Annotated in this window: 22 protein-coding genes and 1 tRNA gene; 15 read left to right on the plus strand and 8 right to left on the minus strand. The window is 70.5% G+C overall.

Annotated features, from left to right (window positions below; all coding sequences use genetic code 11):
- The first annotated feature begins 64 nt into the window (after positions 1-64).
- Both VJN29_RS15080 and VJN29_RS15085 read left to right on the plus strand, forming a co-directional pair.
- Positions 65-141: transfer RNA gene (locus tag VJN29_RS15080), tRNA-Met, on the plus strand.
- A 185-nt stretch (positions 142-326) separates the two neighbouring features.
- Complete coding sequence (locus VJN29_RS15085; protein ID WP_324144454.1) at positions 327-722, plus strand: SHOCT domain-containing protein; 396 nt, start codon at positions 327-329, stop codon at positions 720-722.
- Between the two features lie 42 nt (positions 723-764).
- Here the strand turns inward: VJN29_RS15085 and VJN29_RS15090 are convergent, their stop codons facing one another.
- Entirely contained in the window at positions 765-2,525 is a 1,761-nt protein-coding gene (locus tag VJN29_RS15090; RefSeq protein ID WP_324144455.1) for an aminotransferase class V-fold PLP-dependent enzyme, read from the minus strand.
- Positions 2,526-2,641: 116 nt separating this feature from the next.
- On the opposite strand from VJN29_RS15090, the gene VJN29_RS15095 reads away from it, so the two are divergent.
- Together VJN29_RS15095 and VJN29_RS15100 are read left to right on the plus strand one after the other, a co-directional pair.
- On the plus strand, positions 2,642-3,931 hold the full coding sequence (locus VJN29_RS15095; protein WP_324144456.1) for a pitrilysin family protein: 1,290 nt from the start codon (positions 2,642-2,644) through the stop codon (positions 3,929-3,931).
- Positions 3,928-5,316, plus strand: a complete 1,389-nt coding sequence (locus VJN29_RS15100) for a pitrilysin family protein (protein WP_324144457.1) — start codon at positions 3,928-3,930, stop codon at positions 5,314-5,316. Before VJN29_RS15095 ends, VJN29_RS15100 begins: the two co-directional genes overlap by 4 nt.
- Before the next feature lie 8 nt (positions 5,317-5,324).
- Here VJN29_RS15100 and hisN read toward each other — a convergent pair whose 3' ends face one another.
- Entirely contained in the window at positions 5,325-6,155 is an 831-nt protein-coding gene (hisN, locus tag VJN29_RS15105) for a histidinol-phosphatase (RefSeq protein ID WP_324144458.1), read from the minus strand.
- Positions 6,156-6,406: 251 nt separating this feature from the next.
- Between hisN and VJN29_RS15110 the strand changes: the two genes are divergently transcribed.
- Positions 6,407-6,676: a Fe-S cluster assembly protein HesB gene (locus tag VJN29_RS15110; RefSeq protein ID WP_324144459.1), complete on the plus strand. Its 270-nt coding sequence runs from the start codon at positions 6,407-6,409 to the stop codon at positions 6,674-6,676.
- A gap of 52 nt (positions 6,677-6,728) precedes the next feature.
- Here VJN29_RS15110 and rsgA read toward each other — a convergent pair whose 3' ends face one another.
- Genes rsgA through VJN29_RS15125 form a run of 3 tightly spaced genes read right to left on the minus strand, consistent with a single transcriptional unit; the run spans position 6,729 to position 9,755 of the window.
- Positions 6,729-7,799 carry a ribosome small subunit-dependent GTPase A gene (gene rsgA, locus VJN29_RS15115; protein WP_324144460.1) on the minus strand — a complete coding sequence of 357 codons (1,071 nt, stop codon included), beginning with the start codon at positions 7,797-7,799 and terminating at the stop codon, positions 6,729-6,731.
- Positions 7,796-9,235 (minus strand): 3-phosphoshikimate 1-carboxyvinyltransferase, encoded by a 1,440-nt coding sequence (aroA, locus tag VJN29_RS15120; protein WP_324144461.1) that lies wholly within the window; start codon positions 9,233-9,235, stop codon positions 7,796-7,798. Before aroA ends, rsgA begins: the two co-directional genes overlap by 4 nt.
- A gap of 1 nt (position 9,236) precedes the next feature.
- A complete protein-coding gene (locus tag VJN29_RS15125) occupies positions 9,237-9,755 on the minus strand; it encodes a DoxX family protein (protein ID WP_324144462.1) in 519 nt (172 codons plus the stop codon).
- A 234-nt stretch (positions 9,756-9,989) separates the two neighbouring features.
- Between VJN29_RS15125 and VJN29_RS15130 the strand changes: the two genes are divergently transcribed.
- The 4 genes from VJN29_RS15130 to rsrA are packed head-to-tail and all read left to right on the plus strand — an operon-like array spanning position 9,990 to position 12,574.
- Positions 9,990-10,841 (plus strand): SOS response-associated peptidase, encoded by an 852-nt coding sequence (locus VJN29_RS15130; protein WP_324144463.1) that lies wholly within the window; start codon positions 9,990-9,992, stop codon positions 10,839-10,841.
- Entirely contained in the window at positions 10,838-11,494 is a 657-nt protein-coding gene (locus VJN29_RS15135; RefSeq protein WP_324144464.1) for an alpha/beta family hydrolase, read from the plus strand. Before VJN29_RS15130 ends, VJN29_RS15135 begins: the two co-directional genes overlap by 4 nt.
- A gap of 16 nt (positions 11,495-11,510) precedes the next feature.
- Positions 11,511-12,284, plus strand: coding sequence for a sigma-70 family RNA polymerase sigma factor (locus VJN29_RS15140; RefSeq protein ID WP_324144465.1), 774 nt, complete (start codon positions 11,511-11,513; stop codon positions 12,282-12,284).
- Positions 12,284-12,574, plus strand: a complete 291-nt coding sequence (gene rsrA, locus VJN29_RS15145; protein ID WP_324144466.1) for a mycothiol system anti-sigma-R factor — start codon at positions 12,284-12,286, stop codon at positions 12,572-12,574. Before VJN29_RS15140 ends, rsrA begins: the two co-directional genes overlap by 1 nt.
- 88 nt (positions 12,575-12,662) lie before the next feature.
- On the opposite strand, the gene VJN29_RS20385 is transcribed toward rsrA, so the two are convergent.
- Positions 12,663-12,737, minus strand: coding sequence for a 50S ribosomal protein bL37 (locus VJN29_RS20385; protein WP_369791897.1), 75 nt, complete (start codon positions 12,735-12,737; stop codon positions 12,663-12,665).
- Positions 12,738-13,197: 460 nt separating this feature from the next.
- On the opposite strand from VJN29_RS20385, the gene VJN29_RS15155 reads away from it, so the two are divergent.
- The 4 genes from VJN29_RS15155 to VJN29_RS15170 all read left to right on the plus strand — a co-directional run bounded on the left by VJN29_RS15155 (position 13,198) and on the right by VJN29_RS15170 (position 18,279).
- On the plus strand, positions 13,198-14,517 hold the full coding sequence (locus VJN29_RS15155) for an HD-GYP domain-containing protein (RefSeq protein WP_414654387.1): 1,320 nt from the start codon (positions 13,198-13,200) through the stop codon (positions 14,515-14,517).
- On the plus strand, positions 14,514-15,839 hold the full coding sequence (locus tag VJN29_RS15160) for an HD-GYP domain-containing protein (protein WP_324144469.1): 1,326 nt from the start codon (positions 14,514-14,516) through the stop codon (positions 15,837-15,839). Before VJN29_RS15155 ends, VJN29_RS15160 begins: the two co-directional genes overlap by 4 nt.
- 187 nt (positions 15,840-16,026) lie before the next feature.
- Entirely contained in the window at positions 16,027-17,196 is a 1,170-nt protein-coding gene (locus tag VJN29_RS15165) for an NADP-dependent malic enzyme (protein WP_324144470.1), read from the plus strand.
- A 111-nt stretch (positions 17,197-17,307) separates the two neighbouring features.
- On the plus strand, positions 17,308-18,279 hold the full coding sequence (locus VJN29_RS15170; RefSeq protein WP_324144471.1) for a zinc-binding dehydrogenase: 972 nt from the start codon (positions 17,308-17,310) through the stop codon (positions 18,277-18,279).
- Positions 18,280-18,344: 65 nt separating this feature from the next.
- On the opposite strand, the gene VJN29_RS15175 is transcribed toward VJN29_RS15170, so the two are convergent.
- Together VJN29_RS15175 and cofD are read right to left on the minus strand one after the other, a co-directional pair.
- Complete coding sequence (locus tag VJN29_RS15175) at positions 18,345-19,454, minus strand: coenzyme F420-0:L-glutamate ligase (protein WP_324144472.1); 1,110 nt, start codon at positions 19,452-19,454, stop codon at positions 18,345-18,347.
- Positions 19,451-20,455 (minus strand): 2-phospho-L-lactate transferase, encoded by a 1,005-nt coding sequence (gene cofD, locus VJN29_RS15180; protein WP_324144473.1) that lies wholly within the window; start codon positions 20,453-20,455, stop codon positions 19,451-19,453. The genes VJN29_RS15175 and cofD overlap by 4 nt, the downstream gene beginning before the upstream one ends.
- A gap of 250 nt (positions 20,456-20,705) precedes the next feature.
- Here cofD and VJN29_RS15185 point away from each other — a divergent pair, with 250 nt between their 5' ends.
- Together VJN29_RS15185 and VJN29_RS15190 are read left to right on the plus strand one after the other, a co-directional pair.
- Positions 20,706-20,972: a WhiB family transcriptional regulator gene (locus VJN29_RS15185; RefSeq protein WP_317180491.1), complete on the plus strand. Its 267-nt coding sequence runs from the start codon at positions 20,706-20,708 to the stop codon at positions 20,970-20,972.
- Between the two features lie 53 nt (positions 20,973-21,025).
- Positions 21,026-22,951, plus strand: a 1,926-nt coding sequence (locus VJN29_RS15190; protein ID WP_324144474.1) for a glycosyltransferase family 2 protein, incomplete at its 3' end; no start/stop codon positions are given.

The following is a 22,951-nucleotide window of genomic DNA, read 5'->3' on the forward strand; positions in this document are numbered from 1 at the left end:
GGTGAGCGCCCATCGTGCCCGATTTGGTCCTCCAGGCGGATTCACGTAAGGTGGTTCTTGCCGACGCGGGGTGGAGCAGCTCGGTAGCTCGCCGGGCTCATAACCCGGAGGTCGCAGGTTCAAATCCTGCCCCCGCTACCACATCAGGCCCGGGATTCAAACACTGAATCCCGGGCCTGAACTCATGTGAGAGAGGGAAGCTCCGAGATTCTCTCGAGCTGTCGAAGGATGACGACACGCCGACGCTTGTGTGCGTTTGCGAGCCGTCCCGGTGGGATGCTTCTGCTGGCGACCGACGCTGCCATCCGACCGCGAGGGGTATGAGCATGGACTCCATCACCACCGATTTCTGGGACGTTCTCCTCTGGAGCTTCTGGTTCTTCATCTGGATCGCAGCGCTGATGGTGTGGTTCCGGTGTCTTTTCGACCTGTTCGGCGACCGGTCGTTGAGCGGTTGGGCGAAGGCCGGCTGGGCCGTTCTGCTGATCTTCGTGCCGTGGCTCGGTGCATTGATCTACATCATCGTGCGGGGCCGCAGCATGACCGAGCGGCAGATGGCGGCGTTGGCCGACCGTCAGGCGCAGCAGGATAAGTACATCCAGCAGGTGGCAGGTGGTGGGCAGACGCCGACCGACCAGATCGCGAATGCCAAGGCGCTCCTCGACTCAGGAGCCATCACCCAGACCGAGTTCGAGACCCTGAAAACGAAGGCGCTCGGGTAGCTTCCGCGAGGACGCTTCCGGCTCGGAGGCCTCGCGCGCCGCTCAGGCCCGGATCGACGCCGTGGGCAGGTCGAACCATCGCAGTTGGTCGAAGTCCGGGCTGATGCTGGCCGAATCGTCGACCGTGGGCGTGGCCTCCCGCATGATGCGGGCCCCTTCCACGAGATAGCCCGCGAGCGCGGACTCGGGGGCCCGGTCCTCATGCCGCGGGTAGGTCATCCGTCCACCCTCGAAACCCACTTGGCCCAGGCGCAGCGGGGGCTCGACAGGTCCCCGCTTGTGCGTCCACCGTCCCGACCCCGGGTCGAAGTCGTAGTCGCCGAGCAGCCGCCAGCCGTGGCGTGCGACGAGGCGCACCGCCTCGAGCAGGTACTCGAAGACCGCGTCCGAGATGAAGTAGTTGATGTTCACCCTGACCCACCCCGGCTTGATGCCCTCGCACCCCAGGGTGGTCTGTCGCTCGATCGCCCGCGACCGCTCGGGGTCGATGCCGAGCAGCTGGTGGCCGTAGGGACCCGCGCAGGAGCACCCGCCCCGCGCCTGGATCCCGAACACGTCGTTGAGCACCGCCACGACGAAGTTGTGGTGCAGGAAGGTGCCACCCTCCCGGTGCACGACGAAGGACAGGATCGACAGCCGCTCGGCCTCGAGGTTGCCCAGGATCTCGATCGTCGGCTCTTGTGACCAGGCCGCGAGGGCCCGCCGCAGGAAGTCCTGCTCACGGGCACGGATGACGTCGACGCCGACCGCCTCCTTGAGCCGGAACACCAGGCCCGCGCGGATGGCCTCGATGATCGCGGGGGTGCCGCCCTCCTCGCGGTGGGCCGGGTCGGTGAGGTAGTCGTGCTGGTCGGAGTTGACGTAGGACACCGTCCCACCACCGACGACGTCCGGCACGCGGTTCGTCAGCAGCTCCCGGCGCACGACGAGGACCCCTGGGGTGCTCGGCCCACCGATGAACTTGTGTGGGCTGAGGAACACGGCATCCTTGCGCGCCAGAGTTCGTCGAGTTGTGTCGTATGCCGCTGAGCTGGGTTCCGCTGTCTGCGTGGCGTTCCCGCCCTCCCGCTCCTCGGCTCCGTACATCGCGATTTCGATGTAGGGCGCGGCCGCGGCGAAGTCCCAGAAGGCGAGGGCACCGTGCTCGTGGAGGAGCGTGGAGACTGCATCGGTGTCGGTGAGGATGCCGGTGACGTTGCTGGCCGCCGAGAAGGACCCGATCTTCAGCGGTCGGTCGGCGTACCGCTGCAACAGCTCGCGCAGTGCATCAGTGCTGATGTGACCGTCGGCGTCCTTGGGGACGACGACGACGTCGGCGATGCACTCCCGCCACGCGAGCTCGTTCGAGTGGTGCTCGTAGGGGCCGATGAAGACGACCGGGCGTTCCTCCGCCGGCACGAGCGCGCTCGCGTGCCAGCGGTCCTCGAAGGTGGACGGGACGCGGAGACCGAGGATGCCGATGAGCTTGTCGATGGCGCCGGTGCACCCCGAGCCGGCGAAGATGACGATCGTCTCGTCGTCCCCGCCCACCGCGTCGCGGATGATCCGGCGGGCGTCCTCGCGCAGGCGCGTGGTCTGCAGCCCGGTCCCCGAGGACTCCGTGTGCGTGTTGGCGTAGCGCGGGAGGACCTCGTCGCGGATGAAGCTCTCGATGAAGGTGAGTGCCCGGCCCGATGCGGTGTAGTCCGCATAGGTGACGCGGCGTGGGCCGTAGGGCCCGGGCAGTACCTGGTCCTCACCGATGACCGACTCGCGGATCGTCTCGAGTAGGTCTCGTGTTGAGACGTCAGCGTCAGCACGCATCCAACCAGCATACGTCGCCGTTATACTATCTGTCTCCTCCATAACTCGCGGTTACCCTGTCCCTCGCTGCGATGGTGCCCGACAACTTCGCGCGCGACTTCACGTAGGGTCAGGTCGTGACCTCGATCGCCTATCCCATTGTCGAGCGGACCTTGCCCAACGGCCTGCGGGTCATCGTCTCGGAGGACCACGCCGTCCCCAATGTCGCCGTCAACCTCTGGGTCGGTGTCGGCTCCCGTCACGAGGCCCCCGGCCGGACCGGCCTGGCTCACCTGTTCGAGCACCTCATGTTCCAGGGCAGCCGCAACGTCGCCTCGGGCGAGCACTTCAGCGCGCTCATGAACGAGGGCGCGCGCCTCAATGCAACGACCTGGTTCGACCGGACCAACTACTTCGAGACCATCCCCGTCGGCGCCCTCGACCTCGCGCTGTGGCTCGAGGCGGACCGCCACGGCTACCTCCTCGACGCGGTGACCCAGGAGAATCTCGACAACCAGCGGGACGTCGTCAAGGAGGAGAAGCGCCAGCGATACGACAACGTCCCGTACGGCCAGGCGCTCATCGACATCTACGCCACCGTCTTCCCCGAGGACCACCCGTACCACCACCCGACGATCGGCTCGATGGAGGATCTCGACGCCGCGACGCTCGAGGACGTCCACGCCTTCTATCGGGCCCACTACGGCCCCAACAACACGGTCCTCACGCTCGTCGGGGACATCTCCCCGGAGCAGGGGTTCGCCGCTGCGGAGCAGTACTTCGGGGCCCTGCAGCCGATCGAGCTGCAGCATCGCGAACGCGTGCCGCAGCTCTCGCCCATCGCCGAGCCCGTGCGGCTGGATCGGCCCGGGGACGTCCCGAACGACCGCATCTACGTCTCGTTCCGGCTGCCGGTCGACACGACGCCGGAGTACCACGCCTGCTCGATCGCGGTCGACGTGATGAGCGGCCTGGCCAGCTCCCGTCTCATGCGGCGCCTCGTGCGCACCGACGAGACCGCGACGTCGGTCGCGGGCTGGGCCATGGGTCTGGTCGACGGCGTGGGTCTGGGGACCATCACCGTTGACATCGCCGCAGGCGCCGACCCGGAGCAGGCGGAGGCGACGGTGTGCGAGGAGCTGGAGCGGTTCCTTGCCGAGGGGCCCGACGAGGGCGAGCTCGAGTCGGTCATCGCCGATACCGAGCGCTCGTGGCTCAGTGCCCTCGCGAGCCTCGAGGAGCGCGCGGACCACCTCAGCCACCATGCGCTGCTGACGGGGGATCCGTCCTACGTCAACACGTTCGTCGACCGGGTCAAGAGCGTCACTGCCGAGCAGGTGCGAGAGGCGGCCGCGACGTGGCTCGACCCAGAGGCGCGGGCCGTCGTCCGCTACCTGGCCGAGGACGAGGCCGAGGTGGCCGCATGACGAGCGTTGCACGCCCCCAGGTCGCCCCGCCGCCGCAGTGGTCCTTCCCCCAGGCGGACATCCACGACCTGCCCAATGGCATCCGGCTCGTCACCTACGACGTGCCCGGCCAGTATGTCGTCTCCGTGCGGCTTGGCCTGCCCGTCCCGATCAGCGCCGAGCCGCGCGACCTCGAGGGCGTGGCCACGATCATGGCGCGGACGATGGACGAGGGGACGAGGGAGCACTCCGCCGAGGAGCTGGCCCGCCTGCTCGAGCGCAAGGGGGTCAGCTACGGCGCGGCCGTGGGAGAGGCCGGCCTGACCCTCGACCTCGATGTCGTCAAGGGCAACCTCGAGCCGGCACTCGACCTGCTGCGGCAGATCATCACCGAGCCCGCCTTCCCGGACAACGAGGTGGCTCGGCAGGTGCGCACCCGGCTGGCAGAGATCGACCAGGAGCGCTCCATCCCGGGCCACCGCGCCGCGTTGGAGTGGGTCGCCACCTTCTATGCCGACGATGAGCGCGGCTCGCGTCCCACGGGCGGCGCTCGGGAGACGGTGTCCCGCATCACCAGGGACGACGTCGTGGCCTTCCACGCGGAGCACGTCATTGCTGCCGGGACCACGGTCGCGGTCGCAGGTGACCTCGCGGGTGTCGATGTCCGGGCGCTCGTCGAGCAGGCACTGGGTGGCTGGACCAAGGGTCCGGACCGGGCGTCCTCGCTGAGTCGGGTCGCGAGGCTTGCCGAGGACCGGGGTCGGATCGTCATCGTCGACCGCCCGGGCTCCGTGCAGACCGAGATCGTGGTCGGCGCGCCGGGCCCAGACCGCTCGGTGGAGGGTGGCTGGGCCCCCTACCCGGTCATCGGTTTCGTGCTGGGGGGCTCGCCCAATGCACGGATCGACGCCGTGCTGCGCGAGGAGAAGGGCTACACCTACGGCATCCGCTCGAGCTTCCGCCCGAGGCGCACGGGGGGAGTGTTCCTCACCTCCGGGTCAGTGCGCGCTGACAGCACAGCCGAGTCGGTCCGACTTCTCGTCGAGATCCTCGAGAGCGGCGGGGGCGGGTTCACGGAGCAGGAGGTCCGGTCCGGCGTCGACTTCATCGGCAAGACGGCCCCCGGGCGGTATGCGACGGCCGACGCGGTGGCCGACGAGGCCATCAACATGGCGCTCGACGGGCGCAGCACCGAGTTCACGACGGCGAACCTGCGCGACCTCGAGCGCGTCGACCGCGCCCGACTGGACGACGCCTTCGAGCGGTTCGCCGCCGCCGCCGGCGTGGCGCGCCGGGACCAGTCCGCGGGCAGCGGCTGGACGATCGTGCTGGTCGGCGACGCGACAACTCACCGTCGGGCGATCGAGGAGCTGGGCTACGCCTCCGTCACGGTCCTGCGCGACTGATCGAGAGCTCAGGCCTCCTCGGCCAGGACCGGCGTGCCGAGCCGGCGCAGCACCTCGTCATGGAGAAGTCCGTTGGTGGCGACCGCGTTGCCGCTCCAGCAGCCGTCGCGACCGTCGAGGCCCGTGAACCGGCCGCCCGCCTCCTGGACGATGGGCACGAGGGCGGCCATGTCGTGCACGGCGAGGTCCGGCTCGGTGGCGATGTCGACAGCGCCCTCGGCGACGAGCATGTACGACCAGAAGTCGCCGTAGGCGCGGGTGCGCCAGCAGTCGTCCATGAGGTCGAGCACGTCATCACGCCGGCCGCGTACCCGCCAGCCGGCGAGCGAGGAGTACGAGAGGGACGCGTCCCCGAGGCGGCCGACCTGCGACACGGTGATGCGCTTGGCCGAGGACAGGGACCGACCGGCCCACGCACCGGAACCGGTCGCTGCCCACCAGCGGCGCTGGAGGGCCGGCGCGGCGACGAGACCGAGCACCGGGCGGCCGTTGTCGACCAAGCCGATCAGGGTTGCCCAGACGGGGACCCCACGCACGAAGTTCTTCGTCCCGTCGATGGGGTCGATGATCCAGCGTCGCGGGCCGTGCCCGGTCGTGTCGAACTCCTCGCCCTCGACCGCGTCCCGGGGGCGCGTCCGCTTGAGCTGTGCTCGTACGAGCTCCTCCGCCGCGCGGTCGGCGTCCGTCACCGGGGTCAGGTCGGGCTTGCTCTCGACGATGAGATCCGTCGCGCGGAAGCGAGCCATCGTCACCCGCTCGACGGCATCGGCGAGGACGTGGGCCAGACGAAGGTCGTCGTCGTAGGAGGTCACTTGGCGGAGCCTAGCGCCAGCACGCATGTGGTGACCGGGAAGGGCGGGCCGCGTTGCGCTCCCGAGATTCTTGCCCTATGCCGCTGAGCTCAGCCCCCTTGCGCCGCAACGTTTCCGGGCGGGTTGCGACGCGCCCACCGAGGGCGTGGCTTGACATCGCCCCCCGTGGCTCGGGGAGGGTGGAGGGGTCCGAGGCGTGTGCGCACTTGCCCCGAGAGGTGGTCGTAGGCGTCAATGCCGGCCCAGTCCGGCAACCGCACGAAGACAGGAGTTCCACCATGCTGACCTTGACCGAGAAGGCCCAGGCCGCCGTGCAGGGCCTGACCAAGGACGTCGAGCAGCCATCCGCAGGTCTGCGCATCGCCAGTGAGCAGGACCAGCTCGCGGTGAGCGTCGTGACCCAGCCCCAGCCGAGTGACGTGGTCGTCGATGCGGGAGATGCCCGCGTCTACATCGCGCAGGACACGGCTGCGGTGCTCGACGACCAGATCCTCGACGCGGCGCAGACCCCGGAAGGTGTCGGTTTCACGCTGAGAACGACGGTCTGAGCCGTCCACGCCGGGCCGCCCGTTCCCACGATGGGAACGGGCGGCCCGTGTGTCAGTACTCCGCGGAGCTCGAGCGGCTCTGCAGCAGCCGGCGCAGTGACTCGAGCCGGGCTGGACCGGCGGGTCCGGCGTGCCCTTGAGCGACCCAGTCGTCGAGCCCGCACTCCTCCTCGTCGTGGGTGCACCCACGGGGGCACTCGTCGGTGCCGGCGGCGAGTTCGGGGAAGTGGTCGATGATGCGGTCGACGTCGATGTGGGCGAGGCCGAACGAGCGCACACCGGGGGTGTCGATGACCCATCCGTCGCCGTCCGGCAGGCGAAGGGCCACCGCGCTGGTCGACGTGTGGCGACCCCGCCCGGTGACGACGTTGACGTCGCCGATGGCGCGTCCGGCGTCCGGGACAAGAGCGTTGACGAGGGTGCTCTTGCCCACGCCGGAGTGGCCGACGAGGACGGTGACGCGGCTCGAGAGCCGCTCGTGCAGCTCCTCGAGACCCCAGATGTCGCCGTTGTCCCGACGGGTGACGACGTGGTCGACCTCGAGTGGCGCGTAGGTGGCGAGGAAGTCGGCCGGGTCCACCAGGTCCGCCTTCGTGAGCACGAGGAGCGGCTGGAGCCCGGCGTCGTAGGCGGCGACGAGGCATCGATCGACCATGCGCGGTCGCGGCTCCGGGTCGGCCAGGGCCGTCACGATGGCGAGCTGGTCGGCGTTGGCGACGATGACGCGCTCGACGGGGTCGGTGTCGTCGGCGGTGCGCCGGAGCACGGACCGGCGCTCCTCGATCCGGACGATCCTCGCCAGGGCGTCCGGTCCACCGCTGGTGTTTCCGACCAGAGCGACCTCGTCCCCGACGACGACGCGGGTCCGGCCGAGGTCGCGAGCCTTCATGGCGGTGACGAGCCGCTCCGGCTCGGTCGCCGCCACGGTGGTTCGCGACGGGGACGCCTCGGCTCGGGCACCGGCTCCGGCCGGGACCAGACAGGTGTAGCGCCCGCGATCGACTGCGATGACCCTGCCGATGAGGGCGTGGGCGTGGGCCGGCCGTTCCTTGGTGCGGGCCCTCGACCCCTTGCGCTGTGGGCGGACGCGGATGTCGTCCTCGTCGAGGTCCCGCCAGCTCATCGAGCCGGCTCCACAGCGGGCGTCGGGCCCGTCGCGGCCCCGACGGGGCGGTCGCCGGACAGCATCCGGGCCCAGAGCCCCTGGAAGTCGGGCAGCGTCTTGCCTGTCGTGGCGATGTCCTCGACCACCACACCGGGGACCCTCAGTCCGAGGATCGCCCCCGCGGTCGCCATCCGGTGGTCGTGGAAGGTGCGGAACCGCCCACCGTGCAGGGGCGCCGGTGCGATCCGCAGGCCGTCCTCGGTCTCGGTGACGAGGCTGCCGAGGGCGCCCAGCTGACTCGTCAGGGCCGCGAGACGGTCCGTCTCGTGTCCGCGGATGTGGGCGACGCCGCGGATCCTCGAAGGAGTGGAGGCGAGCGCGCCGAGCGCGGCGACGGTCGGCGTGAGCTCCGCTGCATCGTGCAGGTCGATGTCGATGCCGACGAGCTCGCCGGTGCCGGTGACGGTCAAGCCAGTGCGGTCGAGCCGGACGTCAGCGCCCATCGTGTCGAGGATCTCGCGCATGAGGTCGCCGGCCTGCGTCGTGTACTGCGGCCAACCGGGCACCCGGACCGTGCCACCCGTGACGAGCGCGGCGGCCACGAACGGCCCCGCGCTGGACAGGTCCGGCTCGATCCACACGTCGAGCGCGTTGATCTCGGAGGGCTCGACCCGCCACGTGTTGGGCTCGGAGTCGTCGACGACGGCCCCGGCGTCCCGCAGCGTCTCGACGGTCATGCGGATGTGCGGCTCGCTCGGGACCGGCTTGCCCACGTGGTGCACGGTGACGCCTTCGTCGTAGCGCGCTCCGGCCAGCAGCAACGCGGAGATGAACTGCGATGACGCCGACGCGTCCATCGTCACCGTGCCGCCGGGGACCCGGCCGCGGCCGAGGACGGTCAGCGGGAGGCTTCCACCGGAGTCCTCGAGCTCGACGCCGAGCACCCGCAGTGCATCCACGACCGGCCCCATGGGCCGGACCCTGGCCTGGGCGTCGCCGTCCAGGCGGACCGAGCCGTTCGCGAGCGCCGCGAGGGCAGGCAGAAAGCGCATCACCGTCCCGGCCAGGCCGCAGTCGATGGTGGCGCCCCCGCGGAGTCGGTCCGGCGGCGTGATGAGCCAGTCGAGCACCTGGTTGCCGCTCGCGAGCGGGTCACCCTCGGGCGCCACGTCCTCGATGCCCACCCCCAGAGCGCGCAGGGCGTCTGCCATGAGGAGGGTGTCGCGCGACCGGAGCGGTGCGCGTAGTCGCGACCGGTCGCCCGCGAGGGCCGCGAGGACCAGGTAGCGGTTCGTCAACGACTTGCTCCCCGGGAGGGTGACGGTGGCGTCGACCGGTGCCGCCGGGGTGGGGGCCGGCCAGTCCCCTGGGACCGTCGTTCGGGTGGTTCCGGTGCTGCGCGTACTGACGGAGCCTGCGGGATCGGTGGAGGGGGAATGGTCGGCGGGACTCAAGTCAGCTCACGACGTCCTGGGCTCGATGGGCTAGAAGGCGGGCCTCCCGGGCTGCTGCCCGCTTGGCGTGGCGCGCCTCACGGCGCGTGGTCTTCGTGACGTGCTGGGCACGCCAGGCAAGCCCGGGCTTGCCCGCGGTGTCGACACTGGCCAGCAGGAGGCCGCCGAGCAGGCCGACGTTCTTGAAGAACAGGCTACGGCTCTGGGCCCGCTTCTCGGGGTCGGTCTCGTCCCAGAACGCGTGCTCGATTGCCGTGGTGGGGACGACCGAGGCGGCGAGCAGGGTCGAGGCGAGGCGGGGCATCCGGCCCGTGGCGAGCAGCGCCCCTCCGCCGACCAGGGTGGCTCCGTTGACGCGCACGAAGGTGTCGGGGTCCTCCTGGACCGTGGATGGGGCGGACACGGTGTCGAGCAGCTGCGCGGCGCGCTTGGTCCGCGCGGCGGGGTGGCGCAGTGCTTCGATCCCGGCGGCGATGAACACCGAGGCGAGCATGGGGCGAGCGATTCGACGAACGATCATCGGGATTCCTCCTGGTCTGATGCCTACGTTATCGACATACCCACACCATCCGCCGCATCCGCCGGGCCCAGACCACGACACACCTGATCCGCAACACACCGAGTAGGTCAAGACGCACCGGGATCGGATCCCGGTGCGTCGTGACCTACTCGGTGTGTTGCGGGGTTGGGGTGCGGGAGGGCTGGGAGGGCGGCCGGCCCGGGGGAGTCAGCTCAGCGGCATACGCTGAAGCCCATGTGTGGGAGGTATGCCGCGAGCGCGAGGCCGGACGAGCTGATCGAGGCGTTCGACATCGACGAGGACCGCTCCGACGAACCGGGCCGCAGCATCCTGAAGAACCCGCAGCACCCCGCGCCCCGCGAGCCCGACTGGAACATGGCCCCCTCGAAGCAGGCGCTCGTCGTCCTGACCCGCTCACCGAAGGCGCCCGAGCAGTCCGCGGACGCGCCGGAACCGCAGCCCACCCGGCAGCTGCGCCTCCTGACCTGGGGTCTCGTGCCCGCCTGGGCCAAGGACGTCAAGCTGGGCCAGCGGATGACCAACGCCCGAGCGGAGTCGGTGCTGGGCAAGGGCGCGTTCGGCAAGGCCGCGCTCTCACGACGGTGTATCGTGCCCGCCGACGGCTGGTACGAGTGGCAGAAGTCCCCGACCGCGGTCGACGCGAAGGGCAAGCCGCGCAAGCAGCCGTTCTTCATCCACCGGGCGGACGGCGCCAAGGTCGGTTTCGCGGGGCTCTACGAGTTCTGGCGCGACCGGGACCTGCCCGACGGCCATCCGGATGCCTGGCTCACGACGTTCACGATCATCACGACGGCGGCCGACCCCGGCATGGACCGGATCCACGACCGGCAGCCGCTGGTCCTCGAGCCGGAGCACTGGGAGCAGTGGCTCGACCCGGCCGAGAAGGACCCCGACGTGGTGCGGGGGCTGCTCGAGTTCGCGCAGCCGGGGCGGTTCGAGGCGCACCCGATCGGGCGCGCCGTCGGCGCGACGTCGAGCAACGGCCCGGGCCTGCTCGAGCCGGCCCCTCGTGAGGAGCTCGTCGGCGTCGTCGACCCGATGACGGGCGAGGTGATCGGGGGGTGAGCGCCGTCGGGCGCGTGGCGACGCGGGTGCGCGAGCTGCCAACTCCGCAGGGCCCGGGACGGGCGCACGTATGCCGGCCGGCTCGCTCCCGCGGCACCGTGGTCCTCGGGCACGGGGCCGGGGGCGGGATGAGCAGCCTCGACCTCACCGTCGCCCGCGACGTCCTCGTCGGGGACCGCTGGACCGTCGTCCTCGTCGAGCAGCCATGGCTCGTTGCGGGACGCCGGGTGGCCGGGCGCCCGGCGACCCTCGATGCCGCGTGGGTGCCGATGGTGTCGGCCCTGATGTCCGGCCGCGGGCGTCTGCCGGCGCCGCTCGTCGTCGGAGGCCGTTCTGCCGGTGCCCGCGTGGCATGCCGGACGGCAGCCGAGCTGGGGGCTGACGCCGGGCTCCTGCTCAGCTTCCCGCTCCACCTACCCGGTCAGGCGGACCGGCCGGACCGGCGGCGTGATGCCGAGCTGGCTCTCGCGCCCAGCCCCACCTGGATGGTGCAGGGGACCCGCGACCCCTTCGGCACGCCTGAGGAGCTGGCTCCGTATGTGCCGGAGTGGGCCGTGATGCTCGAGGTCGAGGGAGCGCACAGCTTCCCCAAGGGGGCCCGACCCGCGCTCGTCGAGGCGCTGACGAGGATCGCGGGAATGCTGCCCGGATGACCCGCGTTTCACGACCATGGTCACCTGCCTGCCGGATGCGACGGCACCTGCCACCGCTCGGGCGACGCTTCCCACGGGGTTAGGGTGGGAAGCGATGAGCAAGGACAAGCAGACCGATCCGGCTTCGGGGATCTCCGTCGTCGACGTTCCGGCCCATGGTGGGGTGGCACCGGCGGATGACGAGGCGGTGGACGTCGCGGCCGAGACCGAGCAGGACCGGCGCGCGCGATTCGAGCGTGAGGCCATGCCACTGCTCGACCAGCTCTACAGTGCCGCCCTGCGCACCACGCGCAATCCCAGCGACGCCGAGGACCTGGTGCAGGAGACCTACGCCAAGGCGTACGGCGCCTTCCACCAGTACAAGCCGGGCACCAATCTCAAGGCCTGGCTGTACCGCATCCTCACGAACACCTACATCAACAGCTACCGCAAGAAGCAGCGCCAACCGCTCGAGGCGGACTCGGCCGACATCGAGGACTACCAGCTCGCGAGGGCGGCGTCCCACACGTCGTCCGGGCTGCGATCCGCTGAGGCCGAGGCGCTCGACCACCTTCCCGACAACGACGTCAAGCGAGCCCTGCAGGAGATCCCGGAGGAGTTCCGGCTCGCCGTCTACTTCGCGGACGTCGAGGGCTACTCCTACAAGGAGATCGCCGAGATCATGGAGACCCCGATCGGCACAGTGATGAGCAGGCTGCACCGGGGTCGTCGCCAGCTGCGGGAGCGGTTGACCGATTACGCCGTCGAGCGGGGATTCGTCCCTGCGGGCGGAGCTGGAGGGGAACGCTGATGGGCGAGCGCGAGCGCGACGAGCCGAGGATGTCCGTCGGACAGACGGAGTGCTCCGAGGCGCTGCTGCGGGTCTACGAGTTCCTCGATGGCGAGCTCGGCCCGTCGGACTGCGCGAAGATCGCCGCGCACCTCGACGAGTGTGGTCCCTGCCTCAACGAGTACAACCTGGACACGACGCTCAAGGCCCTCATCAAGCGGTCCTGCAGTGCCGAGCGGGCACCGGACACGCTTCGCACCGCGATCATGGCGCGCATCTCGACGAGCGTGTACCGCATCGAGGGCAGCTGACCCTCACCGCAGGAGAGCGTCGTCAGCGACACGCCCCGCGGGGTTCAACCCCCTCGTCGGACGTGTCGCTGACTCGTCTCGGTCGTGCTCAGGCGTTGGGCTTGCGGCCGTGGTTGGCGGCGTTGCCCTTGCGGGAGCGGCGCTTGCGGGCGCGCTTGCTCATCTCGTGCTCTTTTCGTCGGTGGTGCTGCATGACAGTGCCCGGGGGCACGAAGCGTTGATTCTTCCACAGTCACCCGACGAGCCCCAATCGGGAGCTCACGGCTCGCGGTTCGGCACTCTCTCGAGTCCACGGATCGAGACGCGCTGGCCAGATTTCGGTTTCATCGAGCCAGCAAAGGTTAAGGACTTGGTAAAGAAACCGACCGTCGGTACCATCGGCGCCCTCAGGCGCCCCAAAGTTTGGCAGTCTGTAACCGATGCACCCAAGGGCACATCCCCTCGCCCTGCCCTGGAGCCTGTGTCTTTGAATAGGAGCCCCCATGCTGCGCAAACTCCTCACCGCCTTGGCTGTGAGCCCTTTCGTCCTGGCCGTCACGACGGTCCTGGGCACCGACACATGGACGTGGGGGACCTGATTCCCGCACTGGCATGATCGTCAGCTCATCGGCGTTGTCACGTAGATGAGCGTCTTGTCTCGCTCCAGCCTCCTCCGACGACAGCACACTGGCTCGTGGGCCCTGCATGGTTTCATCCTGCTGACCGTCGTCGGATCCCTCGCCATTGGTGTGTACACCTACAGCAAGTTCGGGCTTCCCGATCTTGGGCCACTCGTGATCCTTGCGGCCATGGCGACGTTGAGCTACCGCTTGCGCGAGCCGGACGTCGGATCGCGCATCGGCTTCTCGTTCAACAGCATCATCCTGTTGGCAGCCGGCGTCATCGTCGGGCCCTTCGGCGCGTGGCTCGTCGGGCTGGTCTCGATGGCAACCGATCGGGGGAGCCTCCGCTGGGCCCAGACGATCTTCAACGCGGCGATGACAGGCATCATTGGCGCGGTGGGGGCACTGGCCTACCTGCTCGCCGGAGGTGAGCGCGACCTGGCGTCCATGTCCGGTGCGATCACCGTCACTCGTGAGGTCGGTATCCCCATCCTCGTGGCGGACGTCGTCGGCTGCCTCACCAACGCGGTGCTGCTGGCCGGGGTCATTCACTTCTACCAGGGCGTCCCGTTCACGGTCATGGTGCGCCGCGTCCTCAGCGGTTCGGGCTGGGCCTACGTCGGCTACGGCATCATCGGCTTCCTCTTCGTCGTGCTGTGGTTTCCTGCCGACCTCGGTCCGTTCAGCGCCGTCCTCGTCCTCGCACCACTGCTGGCCGCACGCTGGGCGTTCATCCAGTACGGCGACGAGCTTCGTTCGCACCGTCGGACGCTGGACACGCTCGTCACCGCACTCGGGAAGAAGGAGCCGACAGCGGTGGAGCGCAGTCGCCGCACGGCCAAGCTGGCCGAGTGGCTCGCCGAGGACCTCGGTCTCGGACCGCACCAGATCGGGACGATCCGTCACGCCGCGACGCTCCACGAGATCGGCCACCTGGCCATCCCGGCACGGACCTTGCGGCGACCCGTCGAGGACCTGGCCCCGCAGGAGCTGCGCATGCTGGCGACGCATGGGCCCGTGGGGGCGCGGATGATCGAGGGCATCGACTTCCTCGACGAGGCGCGGTCGGGCATCCGCCACCAGCACGCGTACTTCGACGGTCGCGGCGGTCCCGCCTCGTTGGCCGGAACGGACATTCCGCTCTCCGCCCGGATCGTCGCGGTAGCGGCCTGCTTCGTCGCGCTGAGCCAGCAGGACGCGGAGGGGCAGGCGGTGTCGGCGCAGCAGGCCCTCGACTTCCTCGACGCCGACCGCGGCCGGTTCGACCCAGCAGTCCTCGCCTCGCTCCACAGCGTGCTCGCCAAGCACGAGTGGCCCCCACCCGAGGAGGCGAGATCATGACCACGGTCGAGCACCGACGCGGCCTCGCGCCGTATGGCGTCGCTGCCGGGGCGCTTGCGCTCTGCGCGGTCCTGATCCTGCTGTCCGCGGACTCCTCGGCCTGGGGCGACACGGGCACCGCGGGGCTCGTCGGAACGTTCGCCGCCGCCATTCTCATCGGCGAGTGGTTCCAGCTGGCCGGCCCCCGCTTCCGCGGCTCGGCCCCCATCGCCACCGCAGCCGCGCTCGGCTTCGTCTTCACCGCCGAGCTGCCGGGAGGCCGGGGTGTGTCCTACGGATCGGTGTTCGTCCTCGCGGTGACCGCGATGGCGATGACGCTGGCGGCGCTGGCCCGGCACCTGAGCGGGCGCCCCGTCAACCCGCTGGAGACCGCCGGACGGTTCATCAGCATCGGCGTCGCCGCCCTGCTGTACCGAGGGCTCCATCTGGGCCAGGCGGGGGGAGAACCGGTCCGGGACGACGGGCTGGAGCCGTGGCAGCGGGCGGTGCTCATGCTCGCGATCGCGTTCATCGGACTCCTGGCCGACGCGTTCGTCACCACGACCGCACGCGCACTCCTCCGGGCGGCGTGGTGGCAGACCCTGCAGGACGAGCTGCGATCGACCTTCGCCCTGTCGACGGCCCTCGCCGTGACCGGTGTGCTCATCGCGCTGGCCGTTCCGCCGCTGGGTGCTCCGGCGGTCCCGCTCTTCCTGTCGCCCCTGGTGCTCACTCTCTTCGCGTTCCGCCGATACGTCAGCATCCGGGCCACCTATCTGCAGAGCATCCGCACGCTCGCGCGGCTCACCGACGCGGCGGGCTACACCCCGGCGGGACACTCCGAGCGGGTTGCCGCGACCTCCGTGGCGGTGGGCCGGGAACTCGGCCTGTCCGAGCGTGACCTGCTCGATCTCGAGTACGCCGCGCTCCTGCACGACATCGGCCAGGTCGCCCTCGTCGACCCGATCCCCGGCGGCGCGACCGTCCTGGCAGCGCCCGCGGACCAACGGCGCATCGGAGCCGACACCCTTGCCATCGTGCTCGAGACCGGCGTCCTCGACGACGTGGCGCAGATCCTCGAGCACCAGGCCACGCCGTACCGCCAGCTGCGTGAGTTCGGCGAGCAGATCCCCCTCACGAGCCGGATCATCAAGGTGGTCAACGCCTACGAGGACCTGACCGAAGGATCCCGGAGCCGGACGGCACGCGACACGGCGGTCGAGCGGATCTACCTCGGCCTCGGCTACGAGTACGACCCGCACGTGGTCGACGCGCTCCTTCGCCATCTCGACGCAGCCCAGCCATCGGCATCGAGTGGCGCCGATCTCAGGCGCCGCTCGTAGGTCAGCCGTCCACAACGATTTCCGGCCGCACGTGTCGTCAGGGCCATGCCTTGTGGCAGACTGTCCGCGTTCGGGCAACCCCCGCTTCGCATCTTTGCACCAGAGGCCAGACCCGCGGCCCTTGCCATTTCCGCCAGGGCGCGGTGCCCTGTCGATGCTCATTCCATGCGAACGAGGAGTTCCTCTCATGAGTGCGTTGCCCGTCAGCCAGCCCTTCGACGTGAACGACCCGGTGTTCCGGGCGCACGAGGGCGGCAAGCTCGGGGTACACGCGACCTCCCCGTTGCGTGATGCCGAGGACCTGTCCCTGCTGTACACCCCTGGGGTGGCAGCGGTCTCCCGGGCGATCGCGGCCGACCCGGCCCTTGCTGCTCGTTACACCAGCAGGCGCAACACCGTCGCGGTCGTCAGCGACGGCACCGCCGTCCTCGGCCTCGGGGACATCGGACCGCTCGCAGCGATGCCCGTGATGGAGGGCAAGGCGGTGCTCTTCAAGCACTTCGCCGACGTCGACGCCGTCCCCGTGTGCCTCGAGACCGGCACGGTGGACGAGATCGTGAACGCGGTCGCGCGAATGGCCCCGACCTATGGCGGGATCAACCTCGAGGACATCTCGGCGCCGCGGTGCTTCGAGATCGAGCGCCGCCTCAAGGAGCGCCTCGACATCCCCGTCTTCCACGACGACCAGCACGGGACGGCCATCGTGGCCCTGGCGGCGCTGTACAACGCCGCGCAGGTCGTGGACAAGCGTCTCGAGGACCTCACCGTTGTCGTGTCCGGGGCCGGCGCCGCCGGTGTCGCCGTGTCCTCCATCCTCGTCCGGGCCGGAGTCGGCGACGTGATCGCCGTGGACTCGTCCGGGATCATCGGCTCCGATCGAGGGGGCCTGCCCGACCACAAGGAGTCGCTCCGCGCCATCACCAACCGGACCGACCGCACCGGGCTGCTCGGCGATGCGCTGGAGGGCTCGGATGTCTACATCGGCGTGTCGGGCGGGACGGTGCCGGAGCGCGACCTGCTGCGGATGGCACCTCGGGCGATCATCTTCGCGCTGGCCAACCCGGACCCGGAGGTTCACCCGTCGATCGCGCACCGGTTCGCCGAGGTCGTCGCGACGGGACGCTCCGACTTCCCCAACCAGATCAACAACGTGCTCGCCTTCCCGGGCATCTTCCGGGGAGCACTCGACTCGGGTGCGCGGGCGATCACGGAGGAGATGAAGCTGGCGGCCGCCCGTGCGATTGCCGACCTCGTCGACGAGCCCGCCACCGACCTCGTCGTCCCGAGCGTGTTCGACGACCGCGTCGCGAAGCGGGTGGCTGAGGCGGTCTCCGCACTCGCCGACCGCTGCGGCTGAGCCACCGGCTCGTACCGTATGCCGCTGGGCCCGGTTCACCGGGCCCAGCGCCGTCCCAGCCCTCCCCCACCCAATCGACGCCATGCCTGGGTTGCTCGTTAGGGTGCTGACATGCTCGCCGTCTACGCCGCCAGCCAGTCGACCACCGACCCCCTGTCCGGGCTCGTCATCGGGGAGCGACCGGAGCCGCGGCCGCGCGAGGGCTGGGTCAAGGTGCGACTGCGGACCGCGGGGCTGAACCACCACGACGTGTGGTCGCTCCGCGGGGTCGGGTTGGCGGCGGACCGACTGCCCATGGTGCTCGGCTGTGACGGGGCGGGCGTCGACGAGGAGGGCAACGACGTCATCGTGCACGCCGTCATCGCGTCGGACGGATGGACGGGCGACGAGACCCTCGACCCGAAACGCACGCTGCTTTCGGAGCTGCACGACGGCACGCTGGCCGAACACGTCCTCGTGCCGCGGGGCAACCTCGTGCCCAAGCCGGCCGACCTCGGGTGGGAGGCCGCGGCCTGCCTGTCGACGGCGTGGCTGACGGCCTACCGGATGCTCTTCACGAACTCCGGGGTCAGGCCCGGCGGCACCGTCCTCGTCCAGGGAGCCGGTGGCGGCGTCGCCACGGCGCTGATCCAGCTCGGCGCGGCCGCCGGCTACCGGATGTGGGCGACCTCACGGGACGCCGCCAAGGCCGAGAAGGCGACGTCCATCGGAGCTGACCGGGTGTTCGAGTCGGGGGAGCGCCTGCCGGAGCGGGTCGACGCCGTGATGGAGACGGTCGGGGCCGCCACCTGGTCCCACTCGGTGAACTCCCTGCGCCCGGGCGGCACGATCGTCATCTCCGGGGCCACGTCGGGCGACGCCCCGAGCAAGGCCGAGCTGACGAAGATCTTCTTCAAGCAGCTGCGCGTGGTCGGCTCGACGATGGGCACGCGTGACGAGCTTGCACACCTGTCGCGCTTCGTCGTGCAGCAGGGCATCGAGCCGGTCATCGACTCCGTCATGCCGCTCACCGCCGCCCGGGAGGGCTTCGCCCGCGTGGTCGACGGAGAGGTGTTCGGCAAGGTGGTCTTCACCGTCTCCTGACCAGCGCCCGGGCTGCCCCGGGGGCTCCTGGCCGAGGGTCATGCGCCTGGTTCACTGACTGCTGGTCAGCGGATCGCCTGGCGGTGTCGGTCGGGAACGCCGGAGACGCTGACGACGACCGACAGCCCGTCGGCGCTCGGCTGCCCCGGGGTCCCGCTCAACCACTCGCACCACAGGGCGGCCTCGAGCCGGGCCGTCAGGCGCCCGAGCTCGAAGGCCGTGGCAGCGCCCAGCGTGACCGACAGCTGCCCGAGGTCGGCCGTGCCCGAGTCGACCCCGTGGAGTGCGGCGCGGACCGCCCGCCCGACCGCCTCGAGGCGCGTGGAATCGCTTCGCGACGCCGGCGGGATGCCGACGGCATCCGCATCGGGCGTGCCGGGCTCGACACCGAGCGCGGCACGGACGGCCTCCACCCGGCCATAGCCGAACCAGTCGTCCGGTCCCGACCGGACGAGGTCTCGCCCGCGCAGGGCGGCTGGGTCGTCGGTCTCCGGGACGAAGGCAGCAAGGCCGCGGACCAGCGCGGCAGGAACCGCCTGGACCTTGCCCTTGACCAGGTCGGCGGCCGCCGCAACCTCGTCCGCGAGCGCACGCGTCGTCACCTCCAGGCGCCTGCCATCAGTGTCCACACCACCTCGGAGGTCGTCAGTGGCGAGGACGCCGTGGACCCCGAGTGCGAAGTCGAGCTGCCCGATGCGCCAGGGGCGGCCCGACGTGTCGCTCAGGATGACGCCGATCCGGACTCCATGGCGTTCGGCCAGCTCGTCCCTCAGGCGGGCGCACACTCCGTCGGGATCATGGGGCAGGAGCAGCCAGCCACCGCGCTCGCCGGTGTTCGAACCGTCGACGCCTGCTGCGGCCATGATGGGCCCCGCCCTGGCGCGCACGATGCGCGCGATCCGATCCGGGAGTGCCCGCTCGGCCACGACGTACTCGGTCTCGGTCGCGATGACCCGGTCCTTGTCCGGGTGATGTGTGACCAGACCGAGTGACTTGCTCGCGATCTTGCTCGACACGACGAGGATGTCCCCGTCCTCGAGTCGCAGACCTGAGCCGACGAGCCCCGCGTCGACGACGTCCGTGAGGTCGTCGCCTGCGTGCACCTCGGGGATGCCCGTGACCGGAATCACCGTGACAGGTGTGCCCCCGGGGAGGGCCGGGCCCGAGGGGCTCATGGCAGGGCCTCCGCCTCGCCCGTCGCGGCGGCGAGCTGCTGGGCCAGCGCCAGTGCCGCGCCCGCGATGTCGGCTGCGGCCGCGACCGAGCTCATCAGCAGGGGCCGCGCGACCACGGCCAACCGGGACGTTCTCCCGGGCTGCGCCATGGGATCGTCTGGGTCGACGAGCCAGCCGTCGAGGAAGTCCTGGTACAGGCCGGCGACCGCCTCGCTCGTGGTGTCCACCCCGATGGTCCGCAGGCACACGTCCGCATGGCCCCGGACGGGTCGTCCCCCGACGAGCGGAGACACTCCCACCACGGGCGCGCGCGAGCCGCGGAGGGCATCACGCACGCCGGGGACCCCGAGGATGATCCCGATGGACACGACCGGGTTGCTCGGCGGCAGGAGGACGACGTCGGCAGAACGGATGGCCTCGAGGACGCCGGGTGCCGCAGCCGCCGAGTCCAGTCCCGCGACGACGAACCGGTCCGCCTCGAGCGCCGCCTGGTGGCGTACCCACCACTCCTGGAAGTGGATGGCCACCTGGTCCCCGCCCTCGGTGACGACGACGTGGGTCTCCACGGGGGTGTCGGTCATCGGAAGGAGCGTCACGCCCTGCTCGGCCAGCCCCCAGCGGTCCGCCAGCTGGGCAGTGACCGCGCTCAGCGGCATACCTCGTGCCAACAGCTGTGAGCGGAAGATGTGCGTCGCGAAGTCCTTGTCCCCCAAGGAGAACCATTGGGGCGTGGCCCCGAGCTCGGCGAGCTCTGCGGCAACGTGATGAGACTCGTCCACCCGCCCCCATCCCTGTCCCTCGTGCACGCCGCCCCCCAGCGTGTAGAGGATGGTGTCGAGGTCAGGGCACACGCGCAGACCGAAGAGCGTGATGTCGTCGCCGGTGTTGCCGATGACGATGATCTCGGGCCGATCGTCCGGATGTGCGGCCCGAAGGTGGTGCACGAGTCCACGCAGGAACCGGGCGCCGCCCACGCCGCCGGCCAGGGCTGTGATCCGCATGCCGCGATCCTCTCAGGACCAGCGACCCGGCGCGTCGGCGGCAAGAGGGCGCGGAGGCGCACGTACTACCAGACCTCGCACCCGGCGGGCAAATATCACCATACGGCTTGACGTGGAGTGCATGACACGCTTGTAATTTCATTGTTGTACTTGCCAGTTGGCCCCTTCGGCCAAGGCCTGAGGGGGGCAGCCGGCGAGACACGCAGGGATGGGCAGTGCTGACAGAAGAAGTCAGGGTCGAGGAGGGGTCATGCACGAGCTGGTACTGGTGATGTCGGATGTGGGCGGACAAGAGGGCGAGCTCTCCTGGCAGGAGCGATCGCTCTGCGCCCAGACCGACCCGGAGGCGTTCTTCCCCGAGAAGGGCGGCTCCACCCGCGAGGCCAAGAAGGTCTGCGTGGGCTGCGAGGTCCGCGCCGAGTGCCTCGAGTACGCCCTCGCCAACGATGAGCGTTTCGGCATTTGGGGAGGGCTCTCCGAGCGGGAACGCCGCAAGCTGAAGAAGCGCGCGGTCTGAGCATGCGGACCGAGCCCGGGACCCGCAGGGGCACCCGGGTGGAGGAGCACGCTGTGCCCGATGAGCTGAGCCGGGGCGAGAGTCTCGCGGCCGGCGCAGGGGCTGCCGCCTCGTCCGTCCCCCCCTCCACGGGACGAGTGGCCGCCCCGCGCGCCTCCGTGAGCGCCCTCCTCATCGTGCGCAACGGTCGTCGCTGGTTGGCGGAGTGCCTTGATGGCATCGCCGCCCAGACGGTGCCGCCGGACCGGCTGCTCGTCCTCGACGTCGCGAGCACGGACACATCGGTTGCCGTGGCCCGGGCGCACTCCGGCGTGCGCCAGGCCATCCCCGAGGTGACGATCCTGCGCATCGACGAGCCGGTGGGCATCGGGCGAGCCATCGACCTCGGTGTCGAGCACCTCGGAGACCCGTCGGGCCCGGCAGGCCGGCACCCCGACCGGAATGGGTCGGTACCCGCCACGGCCGGGTCGCCCGAGTGGATCTGGGTGCTGCACGGCAACTCGAGACCGTCACCGACGACGCTGGCATGTCTGCTCGACGCGGTCCAGAAGTCGCCGTCGGCCGGCATCGCGGGTCCCAAGATCGTCGACTGGGACGATCCACGTCTGCTCGTGTCGCTCGGGGTTCAGGTGACGCGGACCGGTCGCCGGATCGCCTCGCCCCGGCCCGGGGAGGCAGACCAGGGCCAGCACGACCAGAGGACAGACGTCCTTGCCGTGAGCACCAACGGCATGCTCCTGCGCCGCGACGTCCACACTGACCTGCGCGGCTTCGACCGGTCCTTCGAGCAGGACGGAGCCGATCTCGATCTCGGGTGGCGCGCACAGCTCGCGGGCCATCGAGTGATCGTCGTCCCCCAGGCAACCCTTCGCGAGTCGCGGGCGGCCGAGAGCGGACCGAGCGTTCCATCGCACGAGCGGTACGGTGCGGCTGATCACGGGGCCTCCGACCGGCGGAGCCGGCGCGAGGCACGCAAGGTGGCGTTGGCGAGGTGTTCGCTCGCCGCCCTGCCCCTGCTGTCGTTGTGGACGGTTCTGTCCGCGCTCGGCGCCGCGGCTGTGCTCCTCGTCGCGAAACAGCCTCGAGCAGCCCGGGGCGAGCTGGGTGACGCGTCCGCCGTCCTGCACCCGGTGTCGATCATCGGGGCGCGGTGGCGGGGCCGGCGGACGAGACGCCTCGGTCGCGGTGACCTCAGGACGGTGTTCGTCTCACCCGCCGAAGCGGCTCGTTCGACCCTGGACCGCATCCAGGACGTGGTCACACCGGAGCGGGCGCCGCGCGAGGTCGCGCCGAACACGGAGACGGGGCCCATGGCCGACGAGGGGGAGTCGGTCGGCGCTCTCCCGCCCGCACTGCCGCACCGCATCGCCACGCACCCGGGATTCCTCGCGGTGGTGACGATGCTCGTGACGACAGTTCTCGCGTGGCGCGACGCGTTCGGTGCAGGCGCGTTGTCGCTCACGCGAACCGGTGTTGCGGGAGGGGAGCTGAGCCCTGTCGCCACGGGCTCGTCGGGCCTCTGGCACGCCTACCGGGACTCATGGCACGATGCCGGCCCCGGCTCGAGCGCGGACACCAGCCCACATCTGGCGATCCTGTCCGCGATCACGTGGCTGGCCGAGCTCCTGCCGGGAATGGCGCAGAGCCGGTCGAGTGCCGGAGTGACCATTGCCTGGCTGCTCTTCCTCGCACCGGTCCTCTCCGTGTGGACCGCCTACCTCGCAGGCCGCGTCGTCACCCCCTCGCGCGCGGCGAGGGCAGTCGTCGCGCTCGCCTGGGGGGTCTCGTCCGTGTTGACGACGGCCGTCTCCGAGGGGCGGGTGACTGCCGCGTTCGGCCATGTCCTCGTCCCCCTCGTCCTCGCCGGTTTCGCCCTGGCGGCCCAGCGGCACGGCACCTACACCGCAACGTTCGCGACGGCGCTCGCCACCGCGATCCTCGGCGCCCTCGTCCCGCCCTTCCTCATCGTCTCCACGGCC

The organism is Intrasporangium sp. (assembly GCF_035280925.1).
In the GTDB taxonomy this organism is placed as follows: Bacteria; Actinomycetota; Actinomycetes; order Actinomycetales; family Dermatophilaceae; genus Intrasporangium.

Coding starts and splice junctions, on each gene's coding strand:
- VJN29_RS15085 (WP_324144454.1), top strand. CDS start 327: ATGGACTCCATCACCACCGATTTCTGGGACGTTCTCCTCTGGAGCTTC.
- VJN29_RS15090 (WP_324144455.1), bottom strand. CDS start 2,525: ATGCGTGCTGACGCTGACGTCTCAACACGAGACCTACTCGAGACGATC.
- VJN29_RS15100 (WP_324144457.1), top strand. CDS start 3,928: ATGACGAGCGTTGCACGCCCCCAGGTCGCCCCGCCGCCGCAGTGGTCC.
- hisN (WP_324144458.1), bottom strand. CDS start 6,155: ATGCGTGCTGGCGCTAGGCTCCGCCAAGTGACCTCCTACGACGACGAC.
- VJN29_RS15110 (WP_324144459.1), top strand. CDS start 6,407: ATGCTGACCTTGACCGAGAAGGCCCAGGCCGCCGTGCAGGGCCTGACC.
- rsgA (WP_324144460.1), bottom strand. CDS start 7,799: ATGAGCTGGCGGGACCTCGACGAGGACGACATCCGCGTCCGCCCACAG.
- VJN29_RS15125 (WP_324144462.1), bottom strand. CDS start 9,755: ATGATCGTTCGTCGAATCGCTCGCCCCATGCTCGCCTCGGTGTTCATC.
- VJN29_RS15130 (WP_324144463.1), top strand. CDS start 9,990: ATGTGTGGGAGGTATGCCGCGAGCGCGAGGCCGGACGAGCTGATCGAG.
- VJN29_RS15140 (WP_324144465.1), top strand. CDS start 11,511: ATGGTCACCTGCCTGCCGGATGCGACGGCACCTGCCACCGCTCGGGCG.
- rsrA (WP_324144466.1), top strand. CDS start 12,284: ATGGGCGAGCGCGAGCGCGACGAGCCGAGGATGTCCGTCGGACAGACG.
- VJN29_RS15155 (WP_414654387.1), top strand. CDS start 13,198: ATGAGCGTCTTGTCTCGCTCCAGCCTCCTCCGACGACAGCACACTGGC.
- VJN29_RS15160 (WP_324144469.1), top strand. CDS start 14,514: ATGACCACGGTCGAGCACCGACGCGGCCTCGCGCCGTATGGCGTCGCT.
- VJN29_RS15165 (WP_324144470.1), top strand. CDS start 16,027: ATGAGTGCGTTGCCCGTCAGCCAGCCCTTCGACGTGAACGACCCGGTG.
- VJN29_RS15170 (WP_324144471.1), top strand. CDS start 17,308: ATGCTCGCCGTCTACGCCGCCAGCCAGTCGACCACCGACCCCCTGTCC.
- VJN29_RS15175 (WP_324144472.1), bottom strand. CDS start 19,454: ATGAGCCCCTCGGGCCCGGCCCTCCCCGGGGGCACACCTGTCACGGTG.
- cofD (WP_324144473.1), bottom strand. CDS start 20,455: ATGCGGATCACAGCCCTGGCCGGCGGCGTGGGCGGCGCCCGGTTCCTG.
- VJN29_RS15185 (WP_317180491.1), top strand. CDS start 20,706: ATGCACGAGCTGGTACTGGTGATGTCGGATGTGGGCGGACAAGAGGGC.